The organism is Actinomyces faecalis, from assembly GCF_013184985.2.
Classification (GTDB): Bacteria; Actinomycetota; Actinomycetes; order Actinomycetales; family Actinomycetaceae; genus Actinomyces; species Actinomyces faecalis.
On record NZ_CP063418.1, the window covers coordinates 1,296,659 to 1,320,753 of the forward strand.

Annotated in this window: 21 protein-coding genes, 1 tRNA gene and 2 pseudogenes; 17 read left to right on the plus strand and 7 right to left on the minus strand. The window is 70.1% G+C overall.

Going from position 1 to position 24,095, the window contains the following annotated elements; genetic code table 11:
* Nucleotides 1–228: 228 nt before the first annotated feature.
* From HRL51_RS05520 to HRL51_RS05530, 3 genes are all read left to right on the plus strand, one after another.
* Nucleotides 229–1,323: an NAD(P)/FAD-dependent oxidoreductase gene (locus HRL51_RS05520; RefSeq protein WP_172119975.1), complete on the plus strand. Its 1,095-nt coding sequence runs from the start codon at nt 229–231 to the stop codon at nt 1,321–1,323.
* Nucleotides 1,324–1,447: 124 nt separating this feature from the next.
* Nucleotides 1,448–1,756 carry a DNA primase gene (locus HRL51_RS05525; RefSeq protein ID WP_172119976.1) on the plus strand — a complete coding sequence of 103 codons (309 nt, stop codon included), beginning with the start codon at nt 1,448–1,450 and terminating at the stop codon, nt 1,754–1,756.
* A gap of 15 nt (nt 1,757–1,771) precedes the next feature.
* Nucleotides 1,772–2,854: a LacI family DNA-binding transcriptional regulator gene (locus HRL51_RS05530; RefSeq protein WP_172192539.1), complete on the plus strand. Its 1,083-nt coding sequence runs from the start codon at nt 1,772–1,774 to the stop codon at nt 2,852–2,854.
* On the opposite strand, the gene HRL51_RS05535 is transcribed toward HRL51_RS05530, so the two are convergent.
* The 4 genes from HRL51_RS05535 to HRL51_RS05550 all read right to left on the minus strand — a co-directional run bounded on the left by HRL51_RS05535 (nt 2,851) and on the right by HRL51_RS05550 (nt 7,212).
* Complete coding sequence (locus HRL51_RS05535; RefSeq protein WP_235954113.1) at nt 2,851–3,663, minus strand: inositol monophosphatase family protein; 813 nt, start codon at nt 3,661–3,663, stop codon at nt 2,851–2,853. The genes HRL51_RS05530 and HRL51_RS05535 overlap by 4 nt on opposite strands.
* Entirely contained in the window at nt 3,663–5,108 is a 1,446-nt protein-coding gene (gene uhpT / locus HRL51_RS05540) for a hexose-6-phosphate:phosphate antiporter (protein WP_172119978.1), read from the minus strand. The genes HRL51_RS05535 and uhpT overlap by 1 nt, the downstream gene beginning before the upstream one ends.
* Nucleotides 5,109–5,285: 177 nt before the next feature.
* A complete protein-coding gene (locus tag HRL51_RS05545; protein WP_172119979.1) occupies nt 5,286–6,263 on the minus strand; it encodes an aldo/keto reductase in 978 nt (325 codons plus the stop codon).
* Nucleotides 6,264–6,285: 22 nt separating this feature from the next.
* On the minus strand, nt 6,286–7,212 hold the full coding sequence (locus tag HRL51_RS05550; RefSeq protein WP_244960249.1) for a RecB family exonuclease: 927 nt from the start codon (nt 7,210–7,212) through the stop codon (nt 6,286–6,288).
* Nucleotides 7,213–7,357: 145 nt separating this feature from the next.
* On the opposite strand from HRL51_RS05550, the gene HRL51_RS05555 reads away from it, so the two are divergent.
* From HRL51_RS05555 to HRL51_RS05585, 7 genes are all read left to right on the plus strand, one after another.
* Nucleotides 7,358–8,476: a site-2 protease family protein gene (locus tag HRL51_RS05555; protein WP_172192541.1), complete on the plus strand. Its 1,119-nt coding sequence runs from the start codon at nt 7,358–7,360 to the stop codon at nt 8,474–8,476.
* 109 nt (nt 8,477–8,585) lie between these two features.
* Nucleotides 8,586–9,806, plus strand: a complete 1,221-nt coding sequence (locus tag HRL51_RS05560; RefSeq protein ID WP_235954114.1) for a tRNA (adenine-N1)-methyltransferase — start codon at nt 8,586–8,588, stop codon at nt 9,804–9,806.
* Nucleotides 9,799–11,493 (plus strand): proteasome ATPase, encoded by a 1,695-nt coding sequence (gene arc / locus HRL51_RS05565; RefSeq protein ID WP_172192543.1) that lies wholly within the window; start codon nt 9,799–9,801, stop codon nt 11,491–11,493. Before HRL51_RS05560 ends, arc begins: the two co-directional genes overlap by 8 nt.
* On the plus strand, nt 11,490–13,241 hold the full coding sequence (locus HRL51_RS05570; protein WP_172192545.1) for a proteasome accessory factor PafA2 family protein: 1,752 nt from the start codon (nt 11,490–11,492) through the stop codon (nt 13,239–13,241). Before arc ends, HRL51_RS05570 begins: the two co-directional genes overlap by 4 nt.
* On the plus strand, nt 13,238–13,420 hold the full coding sequence (locus HRL51_RS05575; protein WP_172119983.1) for a ubiquitin-like protein Pup: 183 nt from the start codon (nt 13,238–13,240) through the stop codon (nt 13,418–13,420). The genes HRL51_RS05570 and HRL51_RS05575 overlap by 4 nt, the downstream gene beginning before the upstream one ends.
* A gap of 1 nt (nt 13,421) precedes the next feature.
* On the plus strand, nt 13,422–14,840 hold the full coding sequence (gene pafA, locus HRL51_RS05580) for a Pup--protein ligase (RefSeq protein WP_172192547.1): 1,419 nt from the start codon (nt 13,422–13,424) through the stop codon (nt 14,838–14,840).
* Nucleotides 14,841–14,894: 54 nt separating this feature from the next.
* On the plus strand, nt 14,895–16,118 hold the full coding sequence (locus HRL51_RS05585) for an FKBP-type peptidyl-prolyl cis-trans isomerase (protein WP_172192549.1): 1,224 nt from the start codon (nt 14,895–14,897) through the stop codon (nt 16,116–16,118).
* Here HRL51_RS05585 and HRL51_RS05590 read toward each other — a convergent pair.
* On the minus strand, nt 16,085–16,735 hold the full coding sequence (locus tag HRL51_RS05590; RefSeq protein ID WP_172192551.1) for a nucleoside/nucleotide kinase family protein: 651 nt from the start codon (nt 16,733–16,735) through the stop codon (nt 16,085–16,087). The two genes, HRL51_RS05585 and HRL51_RS05590, sit on opposite strands and share 34 nt — an antisense overlap.
* A gap of 67 nt (nt 16,736–16,802) precedes the next feature.
* Between HRL51_RS05590 and hisF the strand changes: the two are divergent.
* The 6 genes and pseudogenes from hisF to HRL51_RS12005 form a co-directional block, all read left to right on the plus strand.
* Nucleotides 16,803–17,570: pseudogene (gene hisF, locus HRL51_RS11715) on the plus strand (imidazole glycerol phosphate synthase subunit HisF); the annotation flags it as partial.
* Nucleotides 17,571–17,582: 12 nt separating this feature from the next.
* Entirely contained in the window at nt 17,583–17,951 is a 369-nt protein-coding gene (gene hisI / locus HRL51_RS11720) for a phosphoribosyl-AMP cyclohydrolase (RefSeq protein ID WP_425321751.1), read from the plus strand.
* Between the two features lie 111 nt (nt 17,952–18,062).
* Entirely contained in the window at nt 18,063–18,887 is an 825-nt protein-coding gene (locus HRL51_RS05600) for an indole-3-glycerol phosphate synthase TrpC (protein ID WP_172119988.1), read from the plus strand.
* On the plus strand, nt 18,888–19,733 hold the full coding sequence (gene lgt, locus HRL51_RS05605; RefSeq protein WP_172192555.1) for a prolipoprotein diacylglyceryl transferase: 846 nt from the start codon (nt 18,888–18,890) through the stop codon (nt 19,731–19,733).
* Nucleotides 19,734–19,802: 69 nt separating this feature from the next.
* Nucleotides 19,803–21,233, plus strand: a complete 1,431-nt coding sequence (pyk, locus tag HRL51_RS05610) for a pyruvate kinase (protein ID WP_172119990.1) — start codon at nt 19,803–19,805, stop codon at nt 21,231–21,233.
* 310 nt (nt 21,234–21,543) lie between these two features.
* A pseudogene (locus tag HRL51_RS12005) lies at nt 21,544–22,527 on the plus strand (MFS transporter); the annotation flags it as partial.
* A gap of 278 nt (nt 22,528–22,805) precedes the next feature.
* Here the strand turns inward: HRL51_RS12005 and HRL51_RS05615 are convergent.
* Nucleotides 22,806–22,879 (minus strand) — tRNA-Leu (locus HRL51_RS05615).
* A gap of 63 nt (nt 22,880–22,942) precedes the next feature.
* Between HRL51_RS05615 and HRL51_RS05620 the strand changes: the two genes are divergently transcribed.
* Nucleotides 22,943–23,542 (plus strand): ANTAR domain-containing response regulator, encoded by a 600-nt coding sequence (locus HRL51_RS05620; RefSeq protein WP_172119991.1) that lies wholly within the window; start codon nt 22,943–22,945, stop codon nt 23,540–23,542.
* Nucleotides 23,543–23,646: 104 nt separating this feature from the next.
* On the opposite strand, the gene HRL51_RS05625 is transcribed toward HRL51_RS05620, so the two are convergent.
* Nucleotides 23,647–24,090 carry a PaaI family thioesterase gene (locus tag HRL51_RS05625; protein WP_172119992.1) on the minus strand — a complete coding sequence of 148 codons (444 nt, stop codon included), beginning with the start codon at nt 24,088–24,090 and terminating at the stop codon, nt 23,647–23,649.
* Nucleotides 24,091–24,095: the final 5 nt, after the last annotated feature.

The window sequence follows — 24,095 nt, forward strand, 5'->3', positions numbered from 1 at the left end:
ACGAAGGTCCTCAGGCACAGAGTTAATGCAGGCCCACCTCATCCCGACCCTCTGACAGGGCTCACAGTGCAACACGGTGCTCCCTCGGTGAGTAGACGGACGCCTGCTGGTGTGACGCTCACCATAGCATAGGGGGCGGGGTGTAGGTACCAAGACCTAGACGGGATGTGTTGGAAGGCAGGGAGGCGATACGCTTCCCCCACCACCCGAACGGAAGAAGAGGACTCCATGGTTCGCGTCACCATCGTCGGCGGCGGATACGGCGGTATCACCCTCGCCAAGGCACTCGACGACGTCGCTGAGGTCACGCTCGTTGAGCAGAAGGACACCTTCGTCAACCACGCTGCCGCCCTGCGCGCGGCGGTGGACCGCGAGTGGGCGGAGAAGATCTTCATGCCCTATGACCACCTCTTGGCACGCGGGCGCGTGGTCCACGGCACGGCTCTGGCTGTGCGCGGCACGACGGTCCAGGTCTCAGGCGGCCAGGAGATCGAGGCTGACCACCTGGTACTCGCCACCGGCACCGCCTACCCCTTCCCGGCCAAGCACATGGAGTCCTCCTCCGTCATCGCCAAGGCCCGGATCGAGCGCGGTCACGCAGGCCTGGAGCAGGCCAAGACCGTCCTGGTCGCAGGTGCCGGGGACGTGGGCATCGAGCTGGTGGGGGAGATCACCTCAGCCTTCCCGGATATCGAGGTCATCCTTGTGGAGGAGGGCGAGCAGATCCTGCCGAACAAGGACTACAAGCCTGAGCTGCGCGCTGCGATCTCCTTCCAGCTTGAGCAGCGTGGCGTTGAGGTCATCACGGGTGAGCGTCTGGCCTCCCTGCCGCCGGTGGACCCAGGCGTGCTCTCGCCCTTCCGGGTCTCGACCACCAGCGGGCGTCGCCTGGAGGCGGACCTGTGGTTCCGTGCCTATGGCTCCAGCGCCGCGACCGGCTTCCTGGGAGACGACTACGAGGAGATCCGCCACTACGACGGCACGATCCGTGTCGATGACCACCTGCGCGTGCTCGACCACCCCTGCGTGTGGGCGATCGGTGACATCACGGACGTGCGCGAGACCAAGCGTGCTGACGCCGCCCGTGCCCACGCCGCCGTTGTGGCGGACAACATCCGATCGGTCATCGCAGGCGAGGCTCCGACGGCGGTCTACCAGCCCCAGCCCGAGATCGTCGTCCTGCCGCTGGGGCCCGACGGTGGTGCCTCTCAGATCCTGCGTGACGGCGTGCGCGTGGTCGTCGGGGCGCAGGAGACCGCCCGGCTCAAGGGCGAGGACCTCTTCCTCGGCTTCGTGCGAGAGCAGCTGGGCCTGGCTGACTGAGCCTCCTCGCGCCCGGGGCACTGAGCCCGCTCGCAGGGGCTGAACCTCCGGCACAGCCTCACGCGCCCGCCTCAGCACGACCTGTCTGGACGCGGGCGCGGTGGGTACCGGTATCCTGGGCCACATGACGAACGACCCGCGGTCCGCGCTCAACCGACTCATCGCCGCCTTCGAGGCGCACCTGGATGCGGCCGCCACCGGGGACGAGTACTCGCCCGCCGTGGTCGCCGCCGAGAACACCCTCCAGGACGCCTTCTTCACCTACGACGACGCCCTGTTCACCGCCACCGGCATCGAGCTGCCCTTCGACATCGTTGACTCTGAGGACGACGACGATGACGCTGACGACAGTGACGATGGCGATGATGACGAGGACTACGACGACTATGACGACCTCGACGATGATGACGACGACTACGACGACGAGGACTGAGCGGAGCCTGGGACGGTGACGGGCCGCACGCCCCGTCCCACTCTGCGCGACATCGCCCAGGCCACTGGCCTGTCCCCGAGCACAGTCTCCCGGGCGCTGCGAGGCTCGAGCAGGATCTCACCTGCCACGCGGCAGCTGGTCACCCGTGAGGCTTCTCGCCTGGGGTACCAGGTAGATCTGGCCGCCTCCCTGCTGCGCTCGGGCCGGGCGCGCAATGTGGGGCTCCTGTGCCGTCTGGACCAGGAGCTGCACTTTGCCTACTACCGCTGCCTGCTGGGGGCGGCCGAGCGAGCGGGGATCCGGCTCGTCGTCGAGTCGGTCAGCCAGGCCCGCCCGGCCTCCCAGGCCCTGGGTGTCTTGGAGCAGCTGAGGTGCCGTGCCCTGGTGGTCGTTGACCCGGCGGGGTTGGACGGGCTCGACGTCAGCTCCCTGGCCATGCCCACGGTGATCATCGGGCAGGGGCCGTGTGAGCAGGCGGACCTGGTGACCAGTGACAACACCACCGGCATGGCTCAGCTGGCGGAGCACCTGTGGCAGACGGGGCACCGTCAGGTGGCCTACCTCGATGGCCCGTCGGGCCGCTCGGCCACAGCACGCAGGCACGCCTTCCTGACGGCAGCCACCCGTAGCGGCCTGGAGGTCGAGCTCAGGCCCGCAGGCTCATGCACCGACGACGGATACACCCAGACGCGGGCGATGATGGAGGCAGGGCAGCTGACACCCGCAGACTCTGCGGTAGCGGGCCGGGTGAGCGCACTGGTGTGCTACAACGACCAGTGCGCCCAGGGGGCGGTCGTCGCCCTGCTGCGAGGCGGGCTGCGACCGGGCTGGGACGTGGCCGTCTCTGGCTGCGACAACTCCCGCATCGCCAGCTGCCAGGCCTTTGACCTGACCTCGATCGACCGGCGCCCTGAGCAGGTGGCTGCCCTGGCGGTTGAGCTGGCAGCGGCGCGCCTGGAGCCAGGTGGCGGCGACGGCGTCGATCATCGTCAGGTGCCCGGCACCGTCAGCCGCAAGGTGGCGACCCAGCTAGTCGTGCGCGGCTCGACCAGCCGAGTGCGCCTACCTCCCGCGAGCCAGCGGGTCCTTGGTGACTAGCTGGGGTCGATCATCAGCCGCTGGAGCAGCTCACTGTGGGTGCGCTCGGCTCCCACGAGGATCGAGCCTTTATGACGCACGTCGAGGGCGGTGCCATCGATCCGGGTGACCACCCCACCGACCTCCCGGCAGATGAGCCAGGCGGCAGCGATGTCCCACGGCGAGACCCACATGTGAACGAAGGCCCCCGCCCGGCCGGCAGCCACCTCCACGCACTCCAGCGCGGCTGAGCCGTAGCGGCGGTGCCCACGGGACTCAGTCAGGCACTGGGCCAGGCGGGGCAGGGCCTGTATCTCCTTCAGGTCGGTGATGATGACGCAGTCGCGCCGGGACGGCCCCTGTCCCAGGTGGAGCAGGGGCTGGCTGTCGCAGGTGGCGCCCTGGCCGGTGACGGCGCAGTAGAGGTGGTCGGCCATGACGTCGGCCACCACGCCGATGACGGGCACGCCGTCGGCGCACAGGGCCAGAGAGACGGCGAAGTCCCGGTGGGTAGCGACGTAGTTCATGGTGCCGTCAATGGGGTCAAGGACCCAGACCAGGCCGGCGAAGGAGTCGATGGTATGGCCCTCCTCACCCAGGACCGGCAGCGAGGTGGCGGCGGTGAGCTCGGCGACGACGAGCTCCTCCACGGCCTTGTCGGCTGCGGTCACCAGGTCGTTGCGCCCTGACTTGGCCGCCACGTCCAGGTCCTGCGGGGCCAGGGCCATCTCACGCGCCAGCTGGGCGGCCTGCCGTACCACGCGCACGGCCACGTCGCGCAGCTCGCTGAGCCGAATCGGGTCCATGGGGGGAATAGGTGAGGTGGACATCAGTTACTCTCCTTCGCGGTGCGTGCGGTCTGGCTCGGGGACGTCTGGGCTGAGAAGTCCCGGTCGGCGCGCAGCATCCTCTCCTCCAGCACAGCGACAACGATGAGGCAGGCCAGGCCCACGCAGGCGGAGAAGATGAGGACGGTGAAGGTGGAGCCCCACCCGTGCAGGGTGTGGCCGAAGACCACCAGACCATCCTTCGTGGGGTCGGCGATGCGGCCCAGCAGCACCTTTGCCATGGAGTCACCGAAGACATAGCCAAAGGCGCGTGGCACCGCGTTGACGACGACGGTGGCGGTCTTGGGTGCGAAGCCGATGACGCAGATCCCGATGAGGGTGACAGGGCCGAAGATGAGGAAACCGATGGCCAGCAGGGCGCCGTAGACGACGGCCTCGGAGGTGGCGTTGGCGTAGATGAGGATGGGGATGATGACCAGCCCGATGCCGATGGCGGCTGTCAGGGCGCGACGGGAGCCGAGCTTGTCGGAGAAGAAGCCCCAGCACAGCGAGCCAGCCAGGCCACCCATCTCCAGGGCGATGGTGGTGTTGACCGCGGTGTAGTCGCTGAAGCCCAGGACGTCGTGGGTGTACAGAACGTTCCAGTTGTCGATGCCGATGCGCACGCAGTAGGCGGCGACGTTGGCGACGCACAGAAACCACACGGCCGGGTTCTTCACGACGTACTGCATGAGGATCTGGCCCTTCGAGCGGTCCTCGGAGACGACGTCGGCCTTGGAGACAGGCTCGCCGAAGATCGTCTCAGGACGATCCCAGCCAAGCTCACTGGGATCGTCCTTGCCGAAGAAGAATCCCCACACGCCGATCGGGATGGCCACGATCGCGGGGACGATGAACATACCGATGACGTTGCCGCCAAACAGCGTATTGGCACCCCACAAGGCCAGCGCGCCGGCGGCCATCGCGCCGAGGTTGTGCGAGGAATTCCACCAGCCGATGAAGCGCCCACGTAGGGCACGCGGAGTCCAGCGGTTCATGGTGGAGTTGCAGCACGGGCCACCGGGGGCCTGGAAGAGGCCGTTGAGCGACCACAGCAGGATGAGGATGCCGTAGGGGTTGTCCATAGCCGCCAGGACCGCGCCGATACCCAGCGAGGCCACCCCGGAGGCGATCAGGAGCGCGGAGACGACCCGTTTGGTGTTCTTCCCGTCGATAAAGAATCCCAGGATGAGTCCGCCGAACCCATAGGTCAGAGAGAAGGCGAAGCCGATCGTGCCCAGCTCGGTGGTGGTCAGGCCGACCTGGTCAACCAAGAAGGGCTGGGCGGACTTGAAGTTGGTACGCAGCAGGTAGAAGCCGCCGTAACCGATGATGAGGACGGAGTAGACCTTGAGGAACTCCACCAGCCATCGCCTGCGCTGGTGCTCAAGGGGAATCGACGCATCGGATCGTGCTCGAATAGCGAACAGAGAAGAACGTGAGGACATGGGCCACCTCGTTGTGGGCTGTGGACGGTCAGTGTCTGTGTAGGGCGCCGGGCAAGTACCTGGGGTGCGGGGGCACCGGGTACACGTGCCGGGTGGAGGCGCCGACGACACTATACAAACGTTTGCACAGTGGTGTGCAAACGTTTGTATGCATGTGTGTGAAGGAACACATACTGCTCACAGACGCTCGGGGTATCCCAGGGGCGGCGCCGTCACCTCGTCAAGCACGTGCCTGATCTGTGGGGGGAGGGTCAGGTCCTCGGCCGCGAGCGCACCAGCGAGCTGAACAGGCGTGCGGGCGCCAAGCACCGTCGAGGCCACCCCGGCGGCGTCGCGGGCCCAGGCCAGCGCCACCTCGACAGGCCTGCGGTCCAGGCCTGCGGCGGCAGTGGCCACCGCCTCGACGACGCCTTCGAGACCCGGGTCGAGGTACGCAGCGACGTAGGAGCGCAGGTGCGGTGAGGCGGCCCGGGAGTCAGCCGGCGTCGTCGCCCGGTACTTGCCTGTGAGCACCCCCCGCCCCAGAGGCGCGTAGCCGATGACCCCCAGGCCCAGGGCCTGGGCGGCGGGCATGAGCTCACGCTCGGTGCCGCGGCACAGCAGCGAGTGCTCCACCTCGACACCGGCCATGCCCGGGCCCCCGTGCTCGCGCAGGAGGTCGGCAGCGTGGACCGTGGCCCAGGCAGGATGGTTGGAGACCCCCACGTAGCGTGCGCGTCCCGAGGACACGGCGGTGCGCAGGGCGTCCACCGTCTCGTCCACAGGCGTTGTGGGGTCCGGGACCTGAACCAGCCACAGGTCCAGGTGGTCGGTGCCCAGCCGCCTCAGGCTGGCGTCAAGGGTGTCGAGCAGGGTGCCGCGTGAGGCGTCCGCGACGGAGGACCGCTCTCCGGTACGCCAGGTACGGACCCCGGCCTTGGAGACCAGCACCAGGTCGGAGCGGTCGACGTGGTCAGCCAGCAGCGAGCCGATGACCTCCTCGCTCAGGCCCTGGCAGTAGGAGGCGGCGGTGTCCACCAGCGTCCCGCCCGCGTCGAGGAAGATATCGAGCTGCTCGCGGGCCTCGAGCTCGTCGGTGTCACGCCCCCAGGTCATGGTGCCCAGACCCACCGAGGACACCCGTAGGCCCGTACGGCCTAGTCTGCGGTGCTCCATGGCCTCACCCTAGGTGCGAGGCTCAGGCCTGGACCCTGCGGCGCGCCGTCAGCAGCTGAGCCAGGCCCTGGCTCGGCAGGGGCGGGGTCGTCCCTCCGAACAAGGGACAGGCTGACTGGAAGGCGCACCAGTCGCACAGGCGTGAGCGTCGTGGACTGAACTCTCCCTGCTCCGCGCAGTCCTCGACCTCGTCCCACAGGTGGTCCAGGCGCGTCTCCATAGCGTCCAGCTCGCCCAGGACCGGGTCGTGGGTCAGGACCCGACCGTCCTTGAGATAGACCAGCTGCAGGCGGCGGGGAGCCTGACCTCGCAGACGCCAGAGCACCAGCCCGTAGAAGCGCATCTGGAACAGCGCGTCGTGCTGGAACCGCGGAGAGGGCGACTTCCCGGTCTTGTAGTCGACCACACGCATCGCGCCGTCAGCGGCGACGTCGAGGCGGTCGACGAACCCACGCAGCAGCAGGCCGGAACGGGTCTCGGTCTGGACGAAGAGCTCACGCTCAGCCGGCTCCAGCCGCGTGGGGTTCTCCATCGTGAAGTAGGTGCGCACCAGCGCGCGGGCCTCCTCCAGCCACGGTGCCACGGCATCGGGCGACTCGAACAGCTCCATGACCTCGGGGCTCTTGTCCTGGTGGGCCTGCCACTGCCCGGGCAGCATCTCCACGGCTGCCTCAACGGTTCGCTGGGATGCTGGCAGGTCGTAGAGCCTCTCCAGGACGGCGTGGACCAGCGTGCCCTTGTGGGTGGCCAGGGTCCCGGGCTCAGGCAGATGGTCCACCGTGCGCAGGCGGAACATGAGAGGGCACTGCATGAAGTCCTTGGCCCTCGACGGTGACAGCGCCGCGCGGCGGACGCGTGTCCGCGGCGCGCTGGCCCCAGGTCCGGTCGGACGGACAGGGGCGTCGGCGTCGTGCACCTGGTCAGGCTGGTCGGTGGGTGGCTGGCTCACAGGCGTGAACCTACCGCGCGCCCGGCCGGGACGGCCTCGCGACGACACGGTGGTCCACAGGCCTGAGCCGTCAGCGCGCTCGTGACGAGGCTGTGGGGACAGGGCCGGTTACGGGCGATGCAGGCCACGCCGATAGGCTCCGGGCATGTCTGCTGCTTCTCGTCGCACCGGTCAGGGCCTAGTCCTTGGACGGGTCGGTGGTGCGCCCGTCGTGGTCGCCCCGACCTCCGTCCTCCTCGGCCTGCTGATCGCCGGTACCTGGCTGCCCGCGGTCTCGCGCTCGATGAGCGGCTACCACCTGCTCGCGGTCCTGGGCGTGGTGGCCGCTACCGTGCTCGGCGTGGCGCTGTCAGTGCTTCTTCACGAGCTGGCCCACGGCCTGAGCGGTACCGTGCTGGGACGCCGGCCCGTGCGCTACGAGCTCTACCTGTGGGGCGGGCGCACGACCTTCGGACCAGCGTCGACGGCACAGGGATGGCGCCCGTGGAAGGACGTGGTGACCTCCGTCGCAGGTCCCGCGGTCAACCTCGTGCTGTGGGGTGCAGGCCGCTGGCTGCTGACCACGGTGTGGCTGCCCTACCCCCTCTCCATCCTCGTGTGGGCGCTGACGTGGGTGAACCTCGCCCTCGCGGTCTTCAACATCCTGCCCGCGCTCCCGCTGGACGGCGGGCACGCGGTGGCCGCGCTCATCGCGCAGGTCACGGGCAGGCCGCGTACCGGCCAGGTCGTCGCGGCCTGGGGCGGTCTCGTTGTCGTGGCCGGTATCGCCTGGCAGTGGCTGGTGCGCCCGCTGGTGCTGGATGGTCAGCGCCCTGACGGCTTCTCCCTGGTCCTGGCTGTCATGGTGGCCTGGCCCCTGGCCCAGACGAGCTGGACCCTGCTCGGCCTGGGACGAGGCTCGCGTGCTGCGGCTCGGCTGGACCTGCGCCCGCTGGTACGCCCGGTCCAGGCCCTGCCCGCCTCCACGCCACTGGCCCGGGTGCGTGACGCGCTGGACGACGGCGTCGGCCTGGTCGTCGTGGTCGACGGCCCGAGGCTCCTGGGAACCATCGACGCGGCGGGCCTGGCCACGCTGCGCGGAGTGGACGAGTCGAGCGCGAGCGCTGGGGCCGTGTGCACCGTGCTTCCGCCGGCCGCTGTCACCGGTGCCACGGCCGGCCCGGCGGCGGCCCAGGCCCTGGCCCGTGCACGAGAGGTCTCGCGCTGGCTCGTCCTGGTCGAGGCGGGCACGCTGCTCGGGGCGGTGCCCACCGGCGCCCGGTAGCCGGCGAGGGCGGGACGAGCGACGCCGTCGTGCTCGTGGGCGTGAATGACCTACCTCGTCACCGGACGCCACAGGCCCGAGCGCTCCTGGCTGGCTAGACTCGCCGACGATGACTCACACTGACAGCGCAGCCAGCTCTCTGCCGGACTACGACCCCGCGCGCGACACCCAGGTGCCTGTACCTGCTCCTGGGAGCGCCCTGGCCCACGAGGCCGGACAGGAGCCCCGCCAGGCCGCCCCCACCCTCCCGCCGCGGACGGAGACTCAGGAGGTCCTGGGCCAGGCCGGCCGGCGTGGCCCCTTCCACTACGGCGAGCGGGTCCAGGTCACGGACGTCAAGGGCGCCAAGCACACCTTCCAGCTTCACCCCCAGGGCTGCTTCCAGTCCGGGCGAGGCTCGTTCCACCACCGCGACGTCGTCGGCCTGGACGAGGGCACCGTGCTCGTGACGGACTCGGGCCACGAGCTGCTCCTGCTGCGCCCGCTCCTGGCCGACTACGTCCTGTCCATGCCGCGTGGGGCCCAGGTGGTCTACGCCAAGGACTCCGGCCAGGTGGTCGCGCTGGGGGACATCTTTCCCGGGGCCCGGGTGCTCGAGGCGGGGGTGGGCTCAGGAGCCCTGACGATGAACCTGCTCTCGGCGATCGGGGAGACCGGCCACCTGCTGTCGGTCGAGCGGCGACACGACTTCGCCCAGATCGCCGCCTCCAACGTCGACTCCTGGTTCGGCCGCCATCACCCGGCCTGGGAGCTGCGCTGCGGGGACCTGGCGGCGGTCACCGCGGCGCACGTGGCCGACGACTCGATCGACCGCGTCGTGCTGGACATGCTCGCCCCCTGGGAGAACGTGGCCGAGGCCGCCCGCGTCCTCGTGCCTGGAGGCGTCTTCCTGGCCTACGTGGCCACCACGACACAGCTCTCGCGCACGGTGGAGGCGCTGCGGCACTCGGGGCTCTTCACCGAGCCGGAGTCGTGGGAGTCGATGGTGCGCACCTGGAACGTCGACGGGCTGTCGGTGCGTCCCGACCACACGATGGTGGCCCACACGGGCTTCCTCCTGTCCGCCCGCCGCCTGGCGAAGGGCTCCAGGCCGCTGACACGCAAGCGCCCGCCGGCACGCGGTGCCTACGACGACGGCGGCTACTGGCTGCCCGAGGACGTCAAGGAGCGTACCTCCACCGACCGTAAGGTCCGCCGGGTGCTGCGCGACTGCCTGGCCAAGCAGCCTGCGGACGCCACCGAGGTGCTCGTCGACGCCGAGCCTGACGCTGAGACCGGTACTGAGCCTGACGCCGAGACCGCCACGAGCCAGGGAGAGGCCCGTGACTGAGGTCCGTGGCAGCGCCGACAGGCAGGACCTGGGCCTGCCCTCACCCTCCTTCGCCTCCCACCAGCTGCGTGAGGCACGTGCCCAGGCGGTGAGCCTGGCGGAGAAGAACGAGCGCCTGGCCTCCGCCCTGACCCGTGCCCGTGAGCAGATTGCCGAGCTCGGTGAGCAGCTGGACGCCGTCACCCGGCCCCCGGTCACGCTGGCGGTGCTGACCGGGGTTCCTGGGCAGGAGGAGGCGTCAGAGCCGACCGGCGCGCGTCCCGCGCAGGTCGAGGTCGTGCTGGCCGGACGCCCGATGCGCCTGGGCCTGCACCCGAGCCTGGACCCGGCGGGTCTGAGCGTGGGCCAGCAGGTGGCCGTCAACGACCAGATGCTCGTCGTGGACGCGCTGCCGGCTGCGGACACCGGGGAGGCCGTGACCCTGGACGAGGTGCTCGACGCCGGTCGTGCCCTGGTGACCACCGGGTCGGGCAGCACCCGGGTGCTGCGCCTCGCAGGACCGCTGAGCCAGGCCTCGCTCCAGGCAGGGGACACCCTGGCCGCCGACCTGCGGGCCGACGTCGCCACGGCGGTGGTCGAGCGCACGAGCGTGGAGCAGCTGGTGGTGACCGAGACCCCGGACGTGTCCTGGCAGGACATCGGGGGGCTGGGAGCGCAGATCGAGGAGATCCGTGACGCCCTCGAGCTGCCCTTCGCCCATCCAGGGCTCTACCGGAGCTACGGGCTCCGCGCTCCCAAGGGCCTGCTGCTCTACGGTCCCCCCGGCTGCGGCAAGACGCTGATCGCCAAGGCCGTCGCCACGTCCCTGGCGAGGTCCGCCAGCCAGGGCGGACACGCTGCTGGCGGCAGCAGAAGCGCAGCCTTCCTCAACATCAAGGGACCGGAGCTGCTGAGCAAGTTCGTCGGGGAGACCGAGCGCCAGATCCGGGCCATCTTCGAGCAGGCGCGCAAGGTCGCCGCAGAGGACCGCCCCGTCGTCATCTTCTTCGACGAGATGGAGGCGCTCTTCCGCACCCGTGGGACCGGTGTGTCCTCGGACGTGGAGACGATGATCGTCCCCCAGGTCCTGGCTGAGATCGACGGGGTCGAGTCGCTGCGCAACGTCGTGATCATCGGAGCCTCCAACCGCGAGGACATGATCGACCCGGCGATCCTGCGGCCGGGGCGCCTGGACGTCAAGATCCGTGTCGACCGGCCGGACGCCGGCGGCGCGCTGGAGGTCATGTCCAAGCACCTGCGCGCCGACCTGCCGCTGGACCCCGGCGAGCTCGCCTCCCACGACGGCGACCGGGAGGCCACCGCCCGCTCGATGCGCGAGGCGGTGGTCGCGGCGATGTACGCACGCACCCCGGGCAACGCGGTCCTGCGCGTGACCTACGCCTCGTCGATGACCGAGACCCTGTACCTGGGTGACCTCGTCAGCGGTGCGATGCTGGCCGCCGTCGTCGCACGGGCCAAGACCGCTGCGATCAAGGACGAGCTGGCCGGGGGTGACGGCGGGCTGTCCACCCCACGGCTGCTGGCGGCGGCTCGGGCCGAGGCGCGTCAGAACGAGGAGATCACCGGGGCCACCAACCCCGAGGGGTGGGCCCGTGTGGTGGGCCATCGTGGCGAGGCGATCCGCAGCGTCACGCGTCTGACGGCACCGGACGCCCAGGCAGGCACCGAGCCCGAGGAGGAGCAGTGAGCCGGCGGGAGCCGGTCGTCCGCCCGGTGGGCCTGGAGACCGAGTACGGGATCCTCCAGCCTGGCAACCCCTATGCCAACCCGGTCGCGATGGCCTCCAGCCTCGTCGCCGCCTACGGTGCACGCTCCCGTCCCGGGCTGCGAGGCGTGGACGGGGCAGAGGCTGCGCCGGTGCGCTGGGACTACGAGGGGGAGGACCCGCTGGCGGACCTGCGTGGCGGTCACCTGGACCGTGCTGCGGCCCACCCCTCGATGCTCACCGACGACCCCGATCACCTGGCCCCCTCAGGGCAGCAGGGCGAGACCGGACCTGACCCGGCGGCGGACCTGCCCCCGGCGCCGTGGGGGACCCGGCCGCGTCCCAGCGCCGCCGAGGAGGCCCTGCCCCGGGCCACGACGACGGTGCTGACCAACGGCGCACGCCTGTACGTCGACCACGCCCACCCCGAGTACTCCTCGCCCGAGGTCCTCACCCCCCATGACGCCGTGGTGTGGGACCGGGCCGGCGAGGTGGTGGCCCGCCGGGCCATGCAGGCCCTGGCGCAGGGGGCCGGCGGGGTCGTGGCGGACGAGGTGGTGCTCTACAAGAACAACGTCGACGGTAAGGGAGCGGCCTACGGGTCCCACGAGAGCTATCTCGTGCAGCGCTCGCTGCCCTTCGAGGACCTGGCCGCCGCGCTCATCCCCTTCCTCGTCACCCGTCCGGTCCTGGCCGGGGCCGGCCGCGTGGGGATCGGGCAGCGCTCCGAGCGCCCCGGCTTCCAGATGAGCCAGAGGGCGGACTACGTCGAGAACGACGTCGGCCTGCAGACCACCTTCAACCGGCCTGTCGTCAACACCCGCGACGAGCCGCACGCCGAGGCCTCACGCTGGCGCCGCCTGCACGTGATCAACGGCGACGCCAACCGCTTCGAGACACCGATCTACCTCAAGGTCGCGACCACCAGCCTGCTGCTGTGGTACCTGGAGCGCTCGCACGCCCGGGGCGAGGGCCTGGGCCGGCTGGAGGGGCTGCGGCTCACCGGTGACCCGGTCGAGGAGCAGTGGGCGACGTCCCACGACGTGACGCTGCGCCACGAGCTGGCCACCGTCGACGGGCCGCGCACGGCCCTGGGTATCCAGCGCCGCTACCTGGAGGTGGTGGGCCAGGCGGTGGCCGACGACGGCCTGGACGACCAGGACGCTGCGCTGACGACGCAGGCGCTCAGCCTGTGGGACGAGGTGCTCACGGCGCTGGAGGACTACGCTGCCGCGCTCGGTACCCCTCGGCAGGCGCAGGCGACGACGCGAGCTGCCCGGGACGTGGAGTGGGTCGCCAAGCTGCAGCTGTGCGAAGGACTTCGAGCCCGCGCCTCCAGCGGCTGGGACGACCCGCGCCTGGCGGCCCTGGACATCCAGTGGGCCGACCTGCGCGGCGGCCAGGGCCTGGCCGAGCGGCTCGTCGCCGCCGGCCGTACCCGGCGCCTGGCCACGGACGAGGAGATCGAGGACGCGGCCCTGACGGCTCCGGCCGGTACCCGGGCGGCGCTGCGCGGCAGGGCGGTGGCTGAGCTCGCCCAGGTCGTCGGCGCCTCGTGGACGAGTCTCGTGCTCGACCTTCCCGGCCGTGCTGAGCTCGCTCGCCTCAGCCTTCCTGGCGACGTCGTCATGGACGACGGCGAGGTCGAGCGGGTCCTGCGGGTGCTGCACGACGCCGTCGCCGCGACGATTGGGACGAGCGGACCGTCAGAGAGAGAATCACGCCCATGAGCGAGCACGAGCAGATCCGACCCACCGGCGGCAGCGACGACGACCTCCCGGAGGTCCCGGGAGGTACCGGCCAGACCCAGGTCACCGGGGTCGACGACATCCTTGACGAGATCGACTCCGTGCTGGAGACCAACGCCGCGGCCTTCGTCCAGGGATTCGTGCAGAAGGGCGGTCAGTGAGGTGAGCGTGCCGGCCCGGCGCGTCATCGGCATCGAGACCGAGTACGGCGTCACGTGTGCGTCGACCGCCGGCGGCCCGCCGCCTCTGGACGCTGACCACGCCGCGCGGCTGCTCTTCGAGCCGGTGGTGGCCAGGGGGCGCTCCTCCAACGTCTTCACCCGAGGCGGGGCGAGGCTGTACCTCGACGTCGGCTCCCACCCGGAGTTCGCCACCGCCGAGTGCGACCGCCTGGAGGACCTGCTGGCCCAGGACCGCGCCGGGGAGCTGACCATGGCTGACCTGGCGGAGAAGGCCAACGTCCGCCTTGCTGAGCAGGGCGTGCCCGGCCGTGTCCACCTGCTGAAGAACAACCTCGACGCCGAGGGCACGGGCTTCGGCTGCCACGAGAACTACCTCGTGCGCCGTCGTGGCAGCTTCTGGAACGACGCGCGCACGCTGGTGCCCTACCTGGTCACCCGCCAGGTGCTCGTAGGAGCCGGCCACGTGATGAAAGGCGCTGACGGCCGGGCCTGCTACGTCTTCTCCCAGCGCGCCGACCAGATGGAGGACGCTGTCTCCTCGGCCACGACGCGTTCACGCCCCCTGATCAACACCCGCGACGAGCCCCACGCCGACGCCGAGCTCTATCGGCGCATGCACGTGATCGTGGGGGACTCCAACATCGCCCAGGGCTCCACCCTGCTCAAGGCCGGTGCGATGGACCTGCTCCTGGACTACCTGGAGGAGGGCGGGGACCTGACGGACCTGCAGCTGGCCCGACCGATGCGGGACATCAGGACCGTGTGCCACGACCTGACCGGCTCCGCCCCGTTGGAGCTGGCTGACGGACGCACGATCACCGCGGTGGACCTGCAGGGGGAGCACCTGGAGAGGGTGCGGTCGCGCGCCGCGCACAGCGACCTCAGCCCGTTGCACCGCGAGGTTCTCGACCTGTGGGAGCGCGGCGTGGAGGCCGTGCGTGCCGGCCGGCCCCAGGACGTGTCCACGGAGCTGGACTGGGCGGCCAAGTACCAGCTGCTCACCCGGTACACCGAGCGTGCCGGGACGGGGCTGGACGATCCGCGGGTCGCGCGCCTGGCCCTGGCCTACCACGACGTGACGCCGGCGGGCCTGCGTGGCCGGCTGGAGTCCAGCGGGCTGCTGCGCCGCTGGGTGGGGGAGGAGGCCTGCCGCGAGGCGGTGACCGTCCCTCCTGCGACCACTCGTGCGCACCTGCGGGGCACCGCGATCGGCCGGGCGCAGGACCTGCGTCGGGACCTGACGGCTGACTGGGTGAGCCTCAGGCTCGACGACGGGCGCACGCCGGCGATCGCCCTGCGAGACCCCTTCGCCTCCGTCGACGAGCGCGTCGACGCGCTCGTGGCGGCGATGGAGGAAGGAGCCCAGGGGTGGGGGACAGGCCTGCCTCAGGGGGTGTGAGCCCGGCTGTGCGCGACCTGTGACGGAGCGCGCGTCTGACATACTGGACCGCATATGACAGCCGAGGACGACACACAGCCCACGACCCGCCGACGCCGGCGGGAGCGTGAGCGCGCCCAGGAGGCCGCTCACGCCGCCGGGACCGTCCCTGAGCCGTCTGCCGAGCCTGTCCGTCAGCCACCTTCCCCTGCCGCGCCTGTGAGCGAGCCTGCCGCGGTGACTGGGGCCCAGCGGGCGATCGGTGCCACGCTGGGCAGGCCACGGCCCCGTGGCCGGGCGGCGGTGGCACTGGCCGTAGCGGCCGCGCTGGCCGTCGTCACCGTGCCGCTGGGACTGTTCCTCACCGGCGCGGGTCCCTCCGCCACCAGCCCCGCGGCCACCGCCGTCCCGGCCGTCACGCTGGCCGGGGAGGCGCCGCTGGACGAGGTCATGGAGGTGGCTGGACGCGCGGGCGCGGTGCCGGTGGTCTGGCTCAAGGGGTACCTGAGCCCGCCCAGCCAGGTCCTCACGGACGTCGTTGTCGAGGGGGAGGGACGCCAGGTCGCCGCGGGCGACGGGATCGTGCTGCTGGTGTCCACCTTCTCCGGCACGGACGGGACCAACACCACCGGGACCGAGTCCGGCACGCGTCTGTACCGTGGCCTGGCGGACCCTCACGCGCTGGGTGAGGTCCTGGCCCAGGCGGTCACGGGTGCTCGCGAGGGCTCCCGGCTCGTGCTACGGGCGCCTGTGGACTCCGACCAGGGCACGGGCACCGAGATCACGGTGGTCGACGTCCTGCCGACGACCGCCAGCGGCGTGCCGGTGGAGACGCTGCCGCAGGACGTGCCGCAGGCCACGCTGCAGGAGGACGGCTCGATGGCCGTGGACGTGGGCGGTCGTCCCGTCCCCACGCACGGCTCCACGACGGTCCTCGTCCAGGGCCAGGGCGAGCAGGTACGGTCCACCGACCGGCTGGTCGCCCGCTACACGGTGGTCTCCTGGACCGACGGCGCGGTGGTCTCCTCCAGCTACGGGTGGACCACGCCCCCGGGCGTCATCGACATGACCGACACCCTCTCAGGCCTGGCCAACAGGCTCGTCGACGTGCAGGTCGGCTCACGCGTGGTCGTGAGCCTGCCCGCGGACCAGGCGCGTGGGGACACGGCGATCGTCGTCGTCGTCGACGTCCTGGCGATCTCGGACGGTGCCTCGCTCACTGAGGCCGGGGCGACGGCCTCGCCGGCACCCAGCGACGGCGTGGTCTACGTGACGCCCTCGGCGGCACCGTCCTCCTGAGGCCGGACGACGACGTCAGGGCCCCAGCCCGGCTCGGCCCGCCAGGTCCGGGCGACCTGGAGCTCCTGAGCCTCCCACGCGGTGACGTCCCAGGCGTAGGGGTCACGGTCCGCGACGCGTCGGTGCCGTAGAGGCGCCGGGGCCTTGACGAGCACGCGTACGACCTCCGTGCCAGGCAGGTCCTGGGCCGCCGCAGCCAGGGCGCCACAGCCCTCGACCACCAGGACGCCTCCGCCTGGCAGCGTCAGCGGGCGGCCTGCTGCAGGCTCCATCCGTTCCCAGTCCCAGGTGACGGGGCAGGCGGTGCCAGCGCGCGCGAGGTCACGCAGGGCCTGGGCCGCGCGAGCCACACCCTCGGCCAGACCGTCCCATCCAGGGACGAGGTCCTCGACGGCCAGGACCGTGACCCTCCGGCCCTGGCCCAGCAGCACGCGCACCAGGCTCGCGGCCAGCGTGGACTTGCCCGAGCCCGTCATCCCGTCGATCGCGAGCACGACCCGGGCCGCAGACCGAGTGCCTCGGTAGGCCACGTCCTCGTAGCGGGCGACGAGCCCGGCCAGGACGGCCGGGGCCTGAGCGGCGGTGACGCGCAGAGGAGGTCGGGCGCAGACGGACATGCACGCAGGCTACCGGTCGCCTCGCGTAGTCTGGCCGCGTTGTCCCTCCCACCTGACAGGAGTGCCCATGAGCGTCGCCGTCCGCGTCATCCCGTGCCTGGACGTGAGGAACGGACGGGTCGTCAAGGGCGTGAACTTCCAGGGCCTGCGGGACGCGGGCGACCCGGTCGAGCTCGCCCGGCGCTACGACGCCCAGGGCGCCGACGAGATCACCTTCCTTGACGTCTCCGCCTCCTGTGAGGGCCGGGCGACGATGCTCGACGTCGTGGCCGCTACGGCCGAGCAGGTCTTCGTGCCCCTGACCGTGGGCGGGGGCGTGCGCAGCGTGGAGGACGTGGACACGCTCCTGCGGGCAGGGGCGGACAAGGTCGGCATCAACACCGCGGCCATCGCTCGTCCCGAGCTGCTCGCCGAGGTCGCCGAGCGCTTCGGTAACCAGGTGGTGGTGCTCTCCGTGGACGCCCGGCGCTGCCCGCCGGGCGTCACGACGCCCTCCGGGTACGAGGTCACCACCCACGGTGGTACGCGTTCGACCGGTATCGACGCGGTGGAGTGGGCCCGGCGCGCCGCTGAGCTGGGAGCGGGGGAGATCCTGCTGAACTCCATGGACGCCGACGGTGTCACCGGTGGCTTCGACCTGGCCATGCTCGATGACGTCCGTGCCCAGGTCACCGTCCCCCTCATCGCCTCCGGCGGGGCGGGCAGGGCCGAGGACTTCGCCGCTGCCGCCGACCACGGGGCAGACGCCGTCCTGGCGGCCAGCGTGTTCCACTACGGCACGCTGACCATCCGTCAGGCCAAGGAGGCGCTGCGCGCGGCCGGCCACCCCGTACGGCTGGGGCCGGCGCTGGACACGGCTGTGGCCTCGCGGCTGAAGAGGGACGCTGCCGGGCTCGTGGCTGCCGTGATCCAGGAGGCCGGCACCGGTGAGGTCCTCATGCTGGGCTGGATGGATAACGAGGCCCTGCGGCGCACCCTGACGGAGGGCCGGGTCACCTTCTGGTCGCGCAGCCGGCACGAGTACTGGCGCAAGGGGGACACCTCCGGCCACGTCCAGTACGTGCGGTCGGTGTCACTGGACTGCGACGGCGACGCCCTGCTCATCCAGGTCGACCAGGTGGGGGCGGCCTGCCACACGGGCGCTCACAGCTGCTTCGAGGCCGGGGGCGACCTGGGCGCCGTCGTCGGGCGTCGCCCGGACGAGGACGAGTCCTAAGACCGTGCGACCACGGATTTGCCTCAGAACGTCGCCCGCGAGGACGATGGCGTCGCAGCCGGCCGTCCTCAGGCGGCCTGCGGACGACGCCGCAGCGGCAGGAGGTGAGCAGTGATCGCGTTCGAGGAGCGTGTCAGCGCCACGCGCCACACCGTCGCCGTGCGCGAGCAGCGCCTGCCGCTGGAGTCCCTGCGCGAGGTGGTGCGGACCACCGCGGCGTCCCTGGACGCCGTCGCCGTGCTGCGGGCCGAGGGGCGGGCCGTCTCGGTCATCGCCGAGGTCAAGCGGGCCACAGCCACCTTCGCGGACCTGAGCGGGGTGGGTGACGTCGCCGTGCTCGCCCGGTTCTACGAGGCCGGAGGTGCCGCCTGCGTCTCGGTGGTCACCGGGCCTGTCTACTCCAACGGTGACGTCCGTGACCTGGACGCGGTCCGGGGGGCCGTCGACGTGCCGGTGCTCGTCAACGACCTCGTCGTCACTCCCTACCAGGTGCACGAGGCGCGTGCCCACGGTGCCGACCTGCTCAAGCTTGACGCCCGCCTGGACCCGCTCGTCCTGGAGTCGCTGATCGAGCGCACCGCCTCACTGGGGATGCTCGCCGTGGTCGAGGCGCACTCCCGGCGTGAGGCGATCACGGCCGTGGAGACCGGGGCCCGGTGCGTGGCCGTCGACGCCCGTGACCCCGGCACTCTGGAGGTCGACCCCACACGCTTTGAGCAGGTCGCTGAGGTCCTGCCGACCTCGGTCATCCGGGTGGCGGAGGGCGGCGTGAGCGGGGCACGTGACGTCATGGACTACGCCCGGGCCGGGGCCGACGTCGTGCTGGTCGGGGAGGCTCTCATCCGCTCAGCCGACCCGCAGCAGTTCGTCGCCCAGCTCGTGGCAGCCGGCTCCCACCCTTCCTTGCTGACCGCCGTCCACCGAGAGGGTCTCTGAGTGCTACCCGTGTCCATCCCCAGCCCCGCACAGGGAGTCTGGTACGTCGGCCCCTTCCCGTTACGCGCCTACGCGCTGTGCATCCTCGCCGGTGTCTTCATCGCCGTGTGGTGGACCGGACGCCGTTACCGGCGTCTGGGCGGGCACCCTGACACCACCTTGGACGTAGCGGTGCTCAGCGTACCGGTGGGCATCGTGGGCGCGCGGGTCTACCACGTCCTGACCTCGCCCGACGCCTACTTCGGGCCCGACGGCAACCTCGCCCTCATCCCGCAGGTGTGGCACGGAGGCCTGGGGATCTGGGGCGGAATCGCGGCCGGGGTGGCCTCGGGAGCGTGGCTGCTGCACCACCGTGGGCTGCGGCTGGGTCCCTTTGCTGACGCCGTGGCACCGACGCTGCTCGTGGCCCAGGCGGTGGGGCGGCTGGGTAACTGGTTCAACCAGGAGCTCTTTGGCGGGCCGACCACGGCGCCGTGGGGCCTGGAGATCGACGACGCCCACCTGCCGGCCGGCTACGCCTCCGGCACCTTGTTCCACCCGACCTTCCTCTACGAGGCGCTGTGGAACCTGGCTGGAGCAGCCTTCCTGGTCTGGCTGGGCCACCGGCTGCGTGAGCGCGACGGCGCGACAGGAGGCCGCCTCATCTGGGCCTACCTCATGGTCTACACCGCCGGGCGTGCCTGGATCGAGTGCCTGCGCGTGGACGAGGCGCAGATGGTCGCAGGCCTGCGGCTGAACGTGTGGACCTCGCTGCTGGTCTTCGTCGTCGGGCTCGTGGGCTACGTGGTGGTCTCGCGCCGTCACCTCGACGACGAGGCCTCGGCGGCCCCCTCCCAGGCTGCGTGACGATAGTCCTAAGCCTGCCGCTCGGCGCTGGTCGGGCTATCGCGGACAAACTCACGTAGGATGGGCGCCATGCGTAGAGCCAAGATCGTATGCACCCTCGGACCAGCGACAGACTCTCCAGAGCAGGTGCAGGCGCTCGTCGACGCAGGCATGAACGTGGCCCGTATCAACCGTTCGCACGGTCGGGCCGAGGACCAGGAGGAGGTCATCGCGCGGGTCCGTGCCGCTGCGGAGGCCTCTGGCCGCCCCGTTGCCGTCCTCGTCGACCTGCAGGGACCGAAGATCCGGCTGGGGACCTTCGTCAATGACCAGAAGGTCATGCTCAACAAGGGTGACGAGTTCACCATCACCACTGAGGACGTCGTGGGCACCGTCAAGCGGGTGTCCACCACCTTCAAGGGCCTGCCGGGTGACTGCCGTCCCGGTGACCGTCTGCTCATCGACGACGGTAACGTCGCGGTGCGCGTCGTCGCGGTCACGGACACCGACGTCGTCACCAAGGTCGAGGTGCCCGGGTACGTCTCCAACCACAAGGGCCTCAACCTGCCTGGCGTGGCCGTGTCCGTGCCGGCGCTGAGCGAGAAGGACCGTGAGGACCTGCGCTGGGGCCTGCGGATCGGTGCTGACCTGATCGCCCTGTCCTTCGTGCGCAGCGCCGAGGACATCAAGGACGTCCACCAGATCATGGACGAGGAGGGCGTGCACATCCCCGTCATCGCCAAGATCGAGAAGCCTCAGGCGGTGGAGAACCTCCTCGACATCGTCTCCGCCTTTGACGGCATCATGGTCGCCCGCGGTGACCTGGGCGTGGAGATGCCTCTGGAGGCGGTGCCGCTGGTGCAGAAGCGTGCCATCGAGCTGGCTCGTCGCCAGGCCAAGCCGGTCATTGTGGCCACCCAGGTGCTGGAGTCGATGATCCAGAACCCTCGGCCCACGCGCGCCGAGGCCTCGGACTGCGCCAACGCCATTCTCGACGGTGCGGACGCCGTCATGCTCTCCGGCGAGACCTCGGTGGGCGCCTACCCGATCGAGGCCGTGCGCACGATGGCGCGCATCATCGAGAACGTCGAGGAGAACGGTGGCGAGCGCATCGCTCCGCTGGGCTCCTACCCCCAGACCCGAGGTGGCGCGATGACCCGCGCGGCTGCGGACATGGGTGAGCAGCTTGACGCCACCTACCTGGTGACCTTCACCCAGTCCGGTGACACGGCGCGCCGTCTGTCGCGGCTGCGCTCGCCCATCCCGCTGCTGGCCTTCACCCCGCTGAGCACGACCCGCAACCAGCTGGCGGTGTCCTGGGGCGTGACCACCTACGAGGTCCCCTCGGTGCGACACACCGACGAGATGGTGGCGCAGGTGGACGAGCTCCTGCAGGCCAAGCACCTGGCGAGCCCTGGTGACGAGGTGATTATCGTCGCCGGTATGCCGCCGGGCACGCCTGGCTCGACCAACTCCATCCGTGTCCACACGGTGGGTGAGACGGTCGACTACATGGCCTGACTGAGCCGAGCGTGTGCGGGTGCGACCGAGTGAAGAGGAAATATCTCTTCACTCGGTCGCACCCGCACACGCTCGAGCAGGGAAGGGTCGCTTGATGGTCGTCCGGCCTTGTCGTACAAGCGTCGTCATCATCGAGGTCTCTGCCTGACGACGATCCTGGACATCTGCAGGCACGTGAAGGTTGGTACGCATTTCGCTCTGTACGCAGGGCTAGTGGATCACTGACCGATACTCTTGGCCGGTGCATTCGAAACAGTGGCGAAGGCGCCACGGGCAGATGCTGCTGATTGGTGAGCAGGCGATCGGTGAGATGGGGAAGCAGTGCAGTTTCATTGTCTTTCCATACCTGCTTGTCCATGTCTATGGCATCGGGGCAGGTGAGCTCGCTGCAGTCACTGCTGGTGGATCGGCTTGCGCCGTCCTCGGTTCGTTAGCGTTGTCTGTCGGTGCGCGGGTACTAGGCGCCCGGCTCGTGGCAGTCATCGGTGCGTTCGCGACAGCGGTCTGTCTCAGTCTGGTTGCACTGTCGCCGACGCGTGCCGCCTGGGCCGTCAGCATCGTCGTCGCTGCTTACGTGACCGTGTGCGCTCTTGGCTCGTCGTACTCGATCGGCGTCGCTCATGCGGTGAGGGTTGTCGCTGGACATGAGCATGACCTTTGTGTTCTCAACGGTCGTCGGAGCCTGGTTCGTGCCGGCGCCTCTGTCCTGGGACCTTCGTTAGTTGGTCTCGCACTGATCGTGATCTCCTCCCAGGCTTTGCTGGCCGCGGACGCACTGACATGGCTGGTTTCAGCAGCTGTGTTCTCGTTGCTCATCACGCAGGACGCCGAGGCCCGTCGGCATCACTGTCAACCTCCTCAGGACACCGGTCGTGACAGACGAGGCAGCCGCATCGGTCTTGCTCGAAGGGCTCTGGCTGTCAGCTTGCCCTCTCAGGACAGCACTGCTGTAGTGATCGGCATGCTGGCCCCAGGAGCTCTGGCCTTTGCTCGGCGCCTGGTGATGACACTGCTACCTTTTCTCCTCCTGACTGTCATCTCCGCCGATTCTGTTAGCTATGGCGTGGTCTACAGCTGTGGGGGAATCGGCTACGTTGCTGGTGGGCTTCTGTGTTCGGTGCGACTCAAGACGCTGGCTCGGCCAGGCAGAACAGAGAGCGTCATTGCCTTGTTGGCGGGCTTGTCCGCGGCATGTCTCGTCGTCATGCTTGCGACAACCTCCGGCTACGTGATCGGCGCCGGACTCTTTGCAGGGGTGTCTGGAGCACTCGGACTGGTTGTCGATGTCGTTGTCACGACTAAGCGTCAGGTGGTCCTGGCCGCAGCAGACCTGTCATCGGTGACAAGCCTGGCTGACTCCTTCGAGACGATTGGCTCACTAGGAGGTGCCGCGGTTGCTGGGGTACTCGCGTCACTGTGGTCGAGCCGATACGCGCTCTTGGGCTCATCAGCGCTGTACTTGCTCCTGGCCATCGGCTGCTGCGTGGTCGCGCACCGGGGCACGTCACGATCACGCGAAGGCTGGTCATCCCCGCGTCTACCACGGCTACGGAGAAGAGGCCTGAGAAGAAGTACCTCCGGTGGGACTCGAACCCACAACGCTCCGATTTTGAGTCGGATGCCTCTACCAATTGGGCTACGGAGGCGCCGCTGCTGCCAGGCGCGACACCATCGCGCGACAACGACGGCGACCATACTACAATTGCCGCGTGACTACCGAGCCCAGCACCAAACGCCGTGTCCTTGTCGCCGAGGACGAGACCCTCATCCGCCTCGACATCGTCGAGACCCTGACGGAGGCCGGCTACGAGGTCGTCGGAGAGGCCGCCGACGGCGAGCAGGCCGTGGCCCTCGCTGACGAGCTCGAGCCCGACCTGTGCGTCATGGACGTCAAGATGCCCGTCATGGACGGCATCACGGCAGCCGAGAAGATCCTGGACAACCACTCCGTCGCCGTCGTCATGCTGACGGCCTTCTCCCAGACCGAGATCGTCGAGCGTGCCAGCGCCGCCGGCGCCATGGCGTACGTTGTCAAGCCCTTCACGCCCGCTGACCTCGTTCCCGCCCTGGAGATCGCGGCCTCGCGCCACGAGGAGATCCAGTCCCTGGAGAACGAGATCAGCGACCTACAGGAGCGCTTCGAGACGCGCAAGCGCGTGGACCGCGCCAAGGGCCTGCTGATGGAGAAGATGGGCCTGAGCGAGCCCGAGGCCTTCCGCTGGCTGCAGAAGACCTCGATGAACCGTCGCCTGACCATGCGTGAGGTCGCTGACGCCGTCATCGAGCAGGTCGGTGCCGCCGAGGAGTAGCGAAGGCGGTCGCGGTCAGGTACCGCGCGCAGTTGAGAGACGTCGGTGCGGCGTGATCTCGTGCCCCGGTGGTACGGGCTCACGCCGCACCGACGTTCGTGCGTCTACCCAGCAGGGGTGAACAGGCTGCGCAAGGTGCCGCGTGCGGCCAGGTGACCGGCCTCGTCGCAGACGGCCACCTCGTAGACGGCGGTACGTCGTCCGACGTGGACAGGCGTGGCCACGGCGGTAACGAGCCCATGGCGTACCGGCCGCAGGTGGCTGACCTGGAGCTCGGCACCCACCGGGACCGTGCCCTGTGGCGCTGCCTCACGCGCGGCCACGGAGGCAGCGGTCTCGACCAGCGCGGCGGTGGCGCCGCCGTGGAGGATCCCGACCACCTGGCGCGCGCCCTCGACCGGCATCCGCACCTGCGTGCGCTCGGCGCCGCGCTCAGTGACCTCCATCCCCAGGGTGGTCATGAGGGTCCCGCGCTCGGCCTCCTGGAGGGTCGGTGACTGCTCAGGAGAGGAGGCAGCGGGGGGACAGGCAGACTCGGTCGGGCTCATACCCG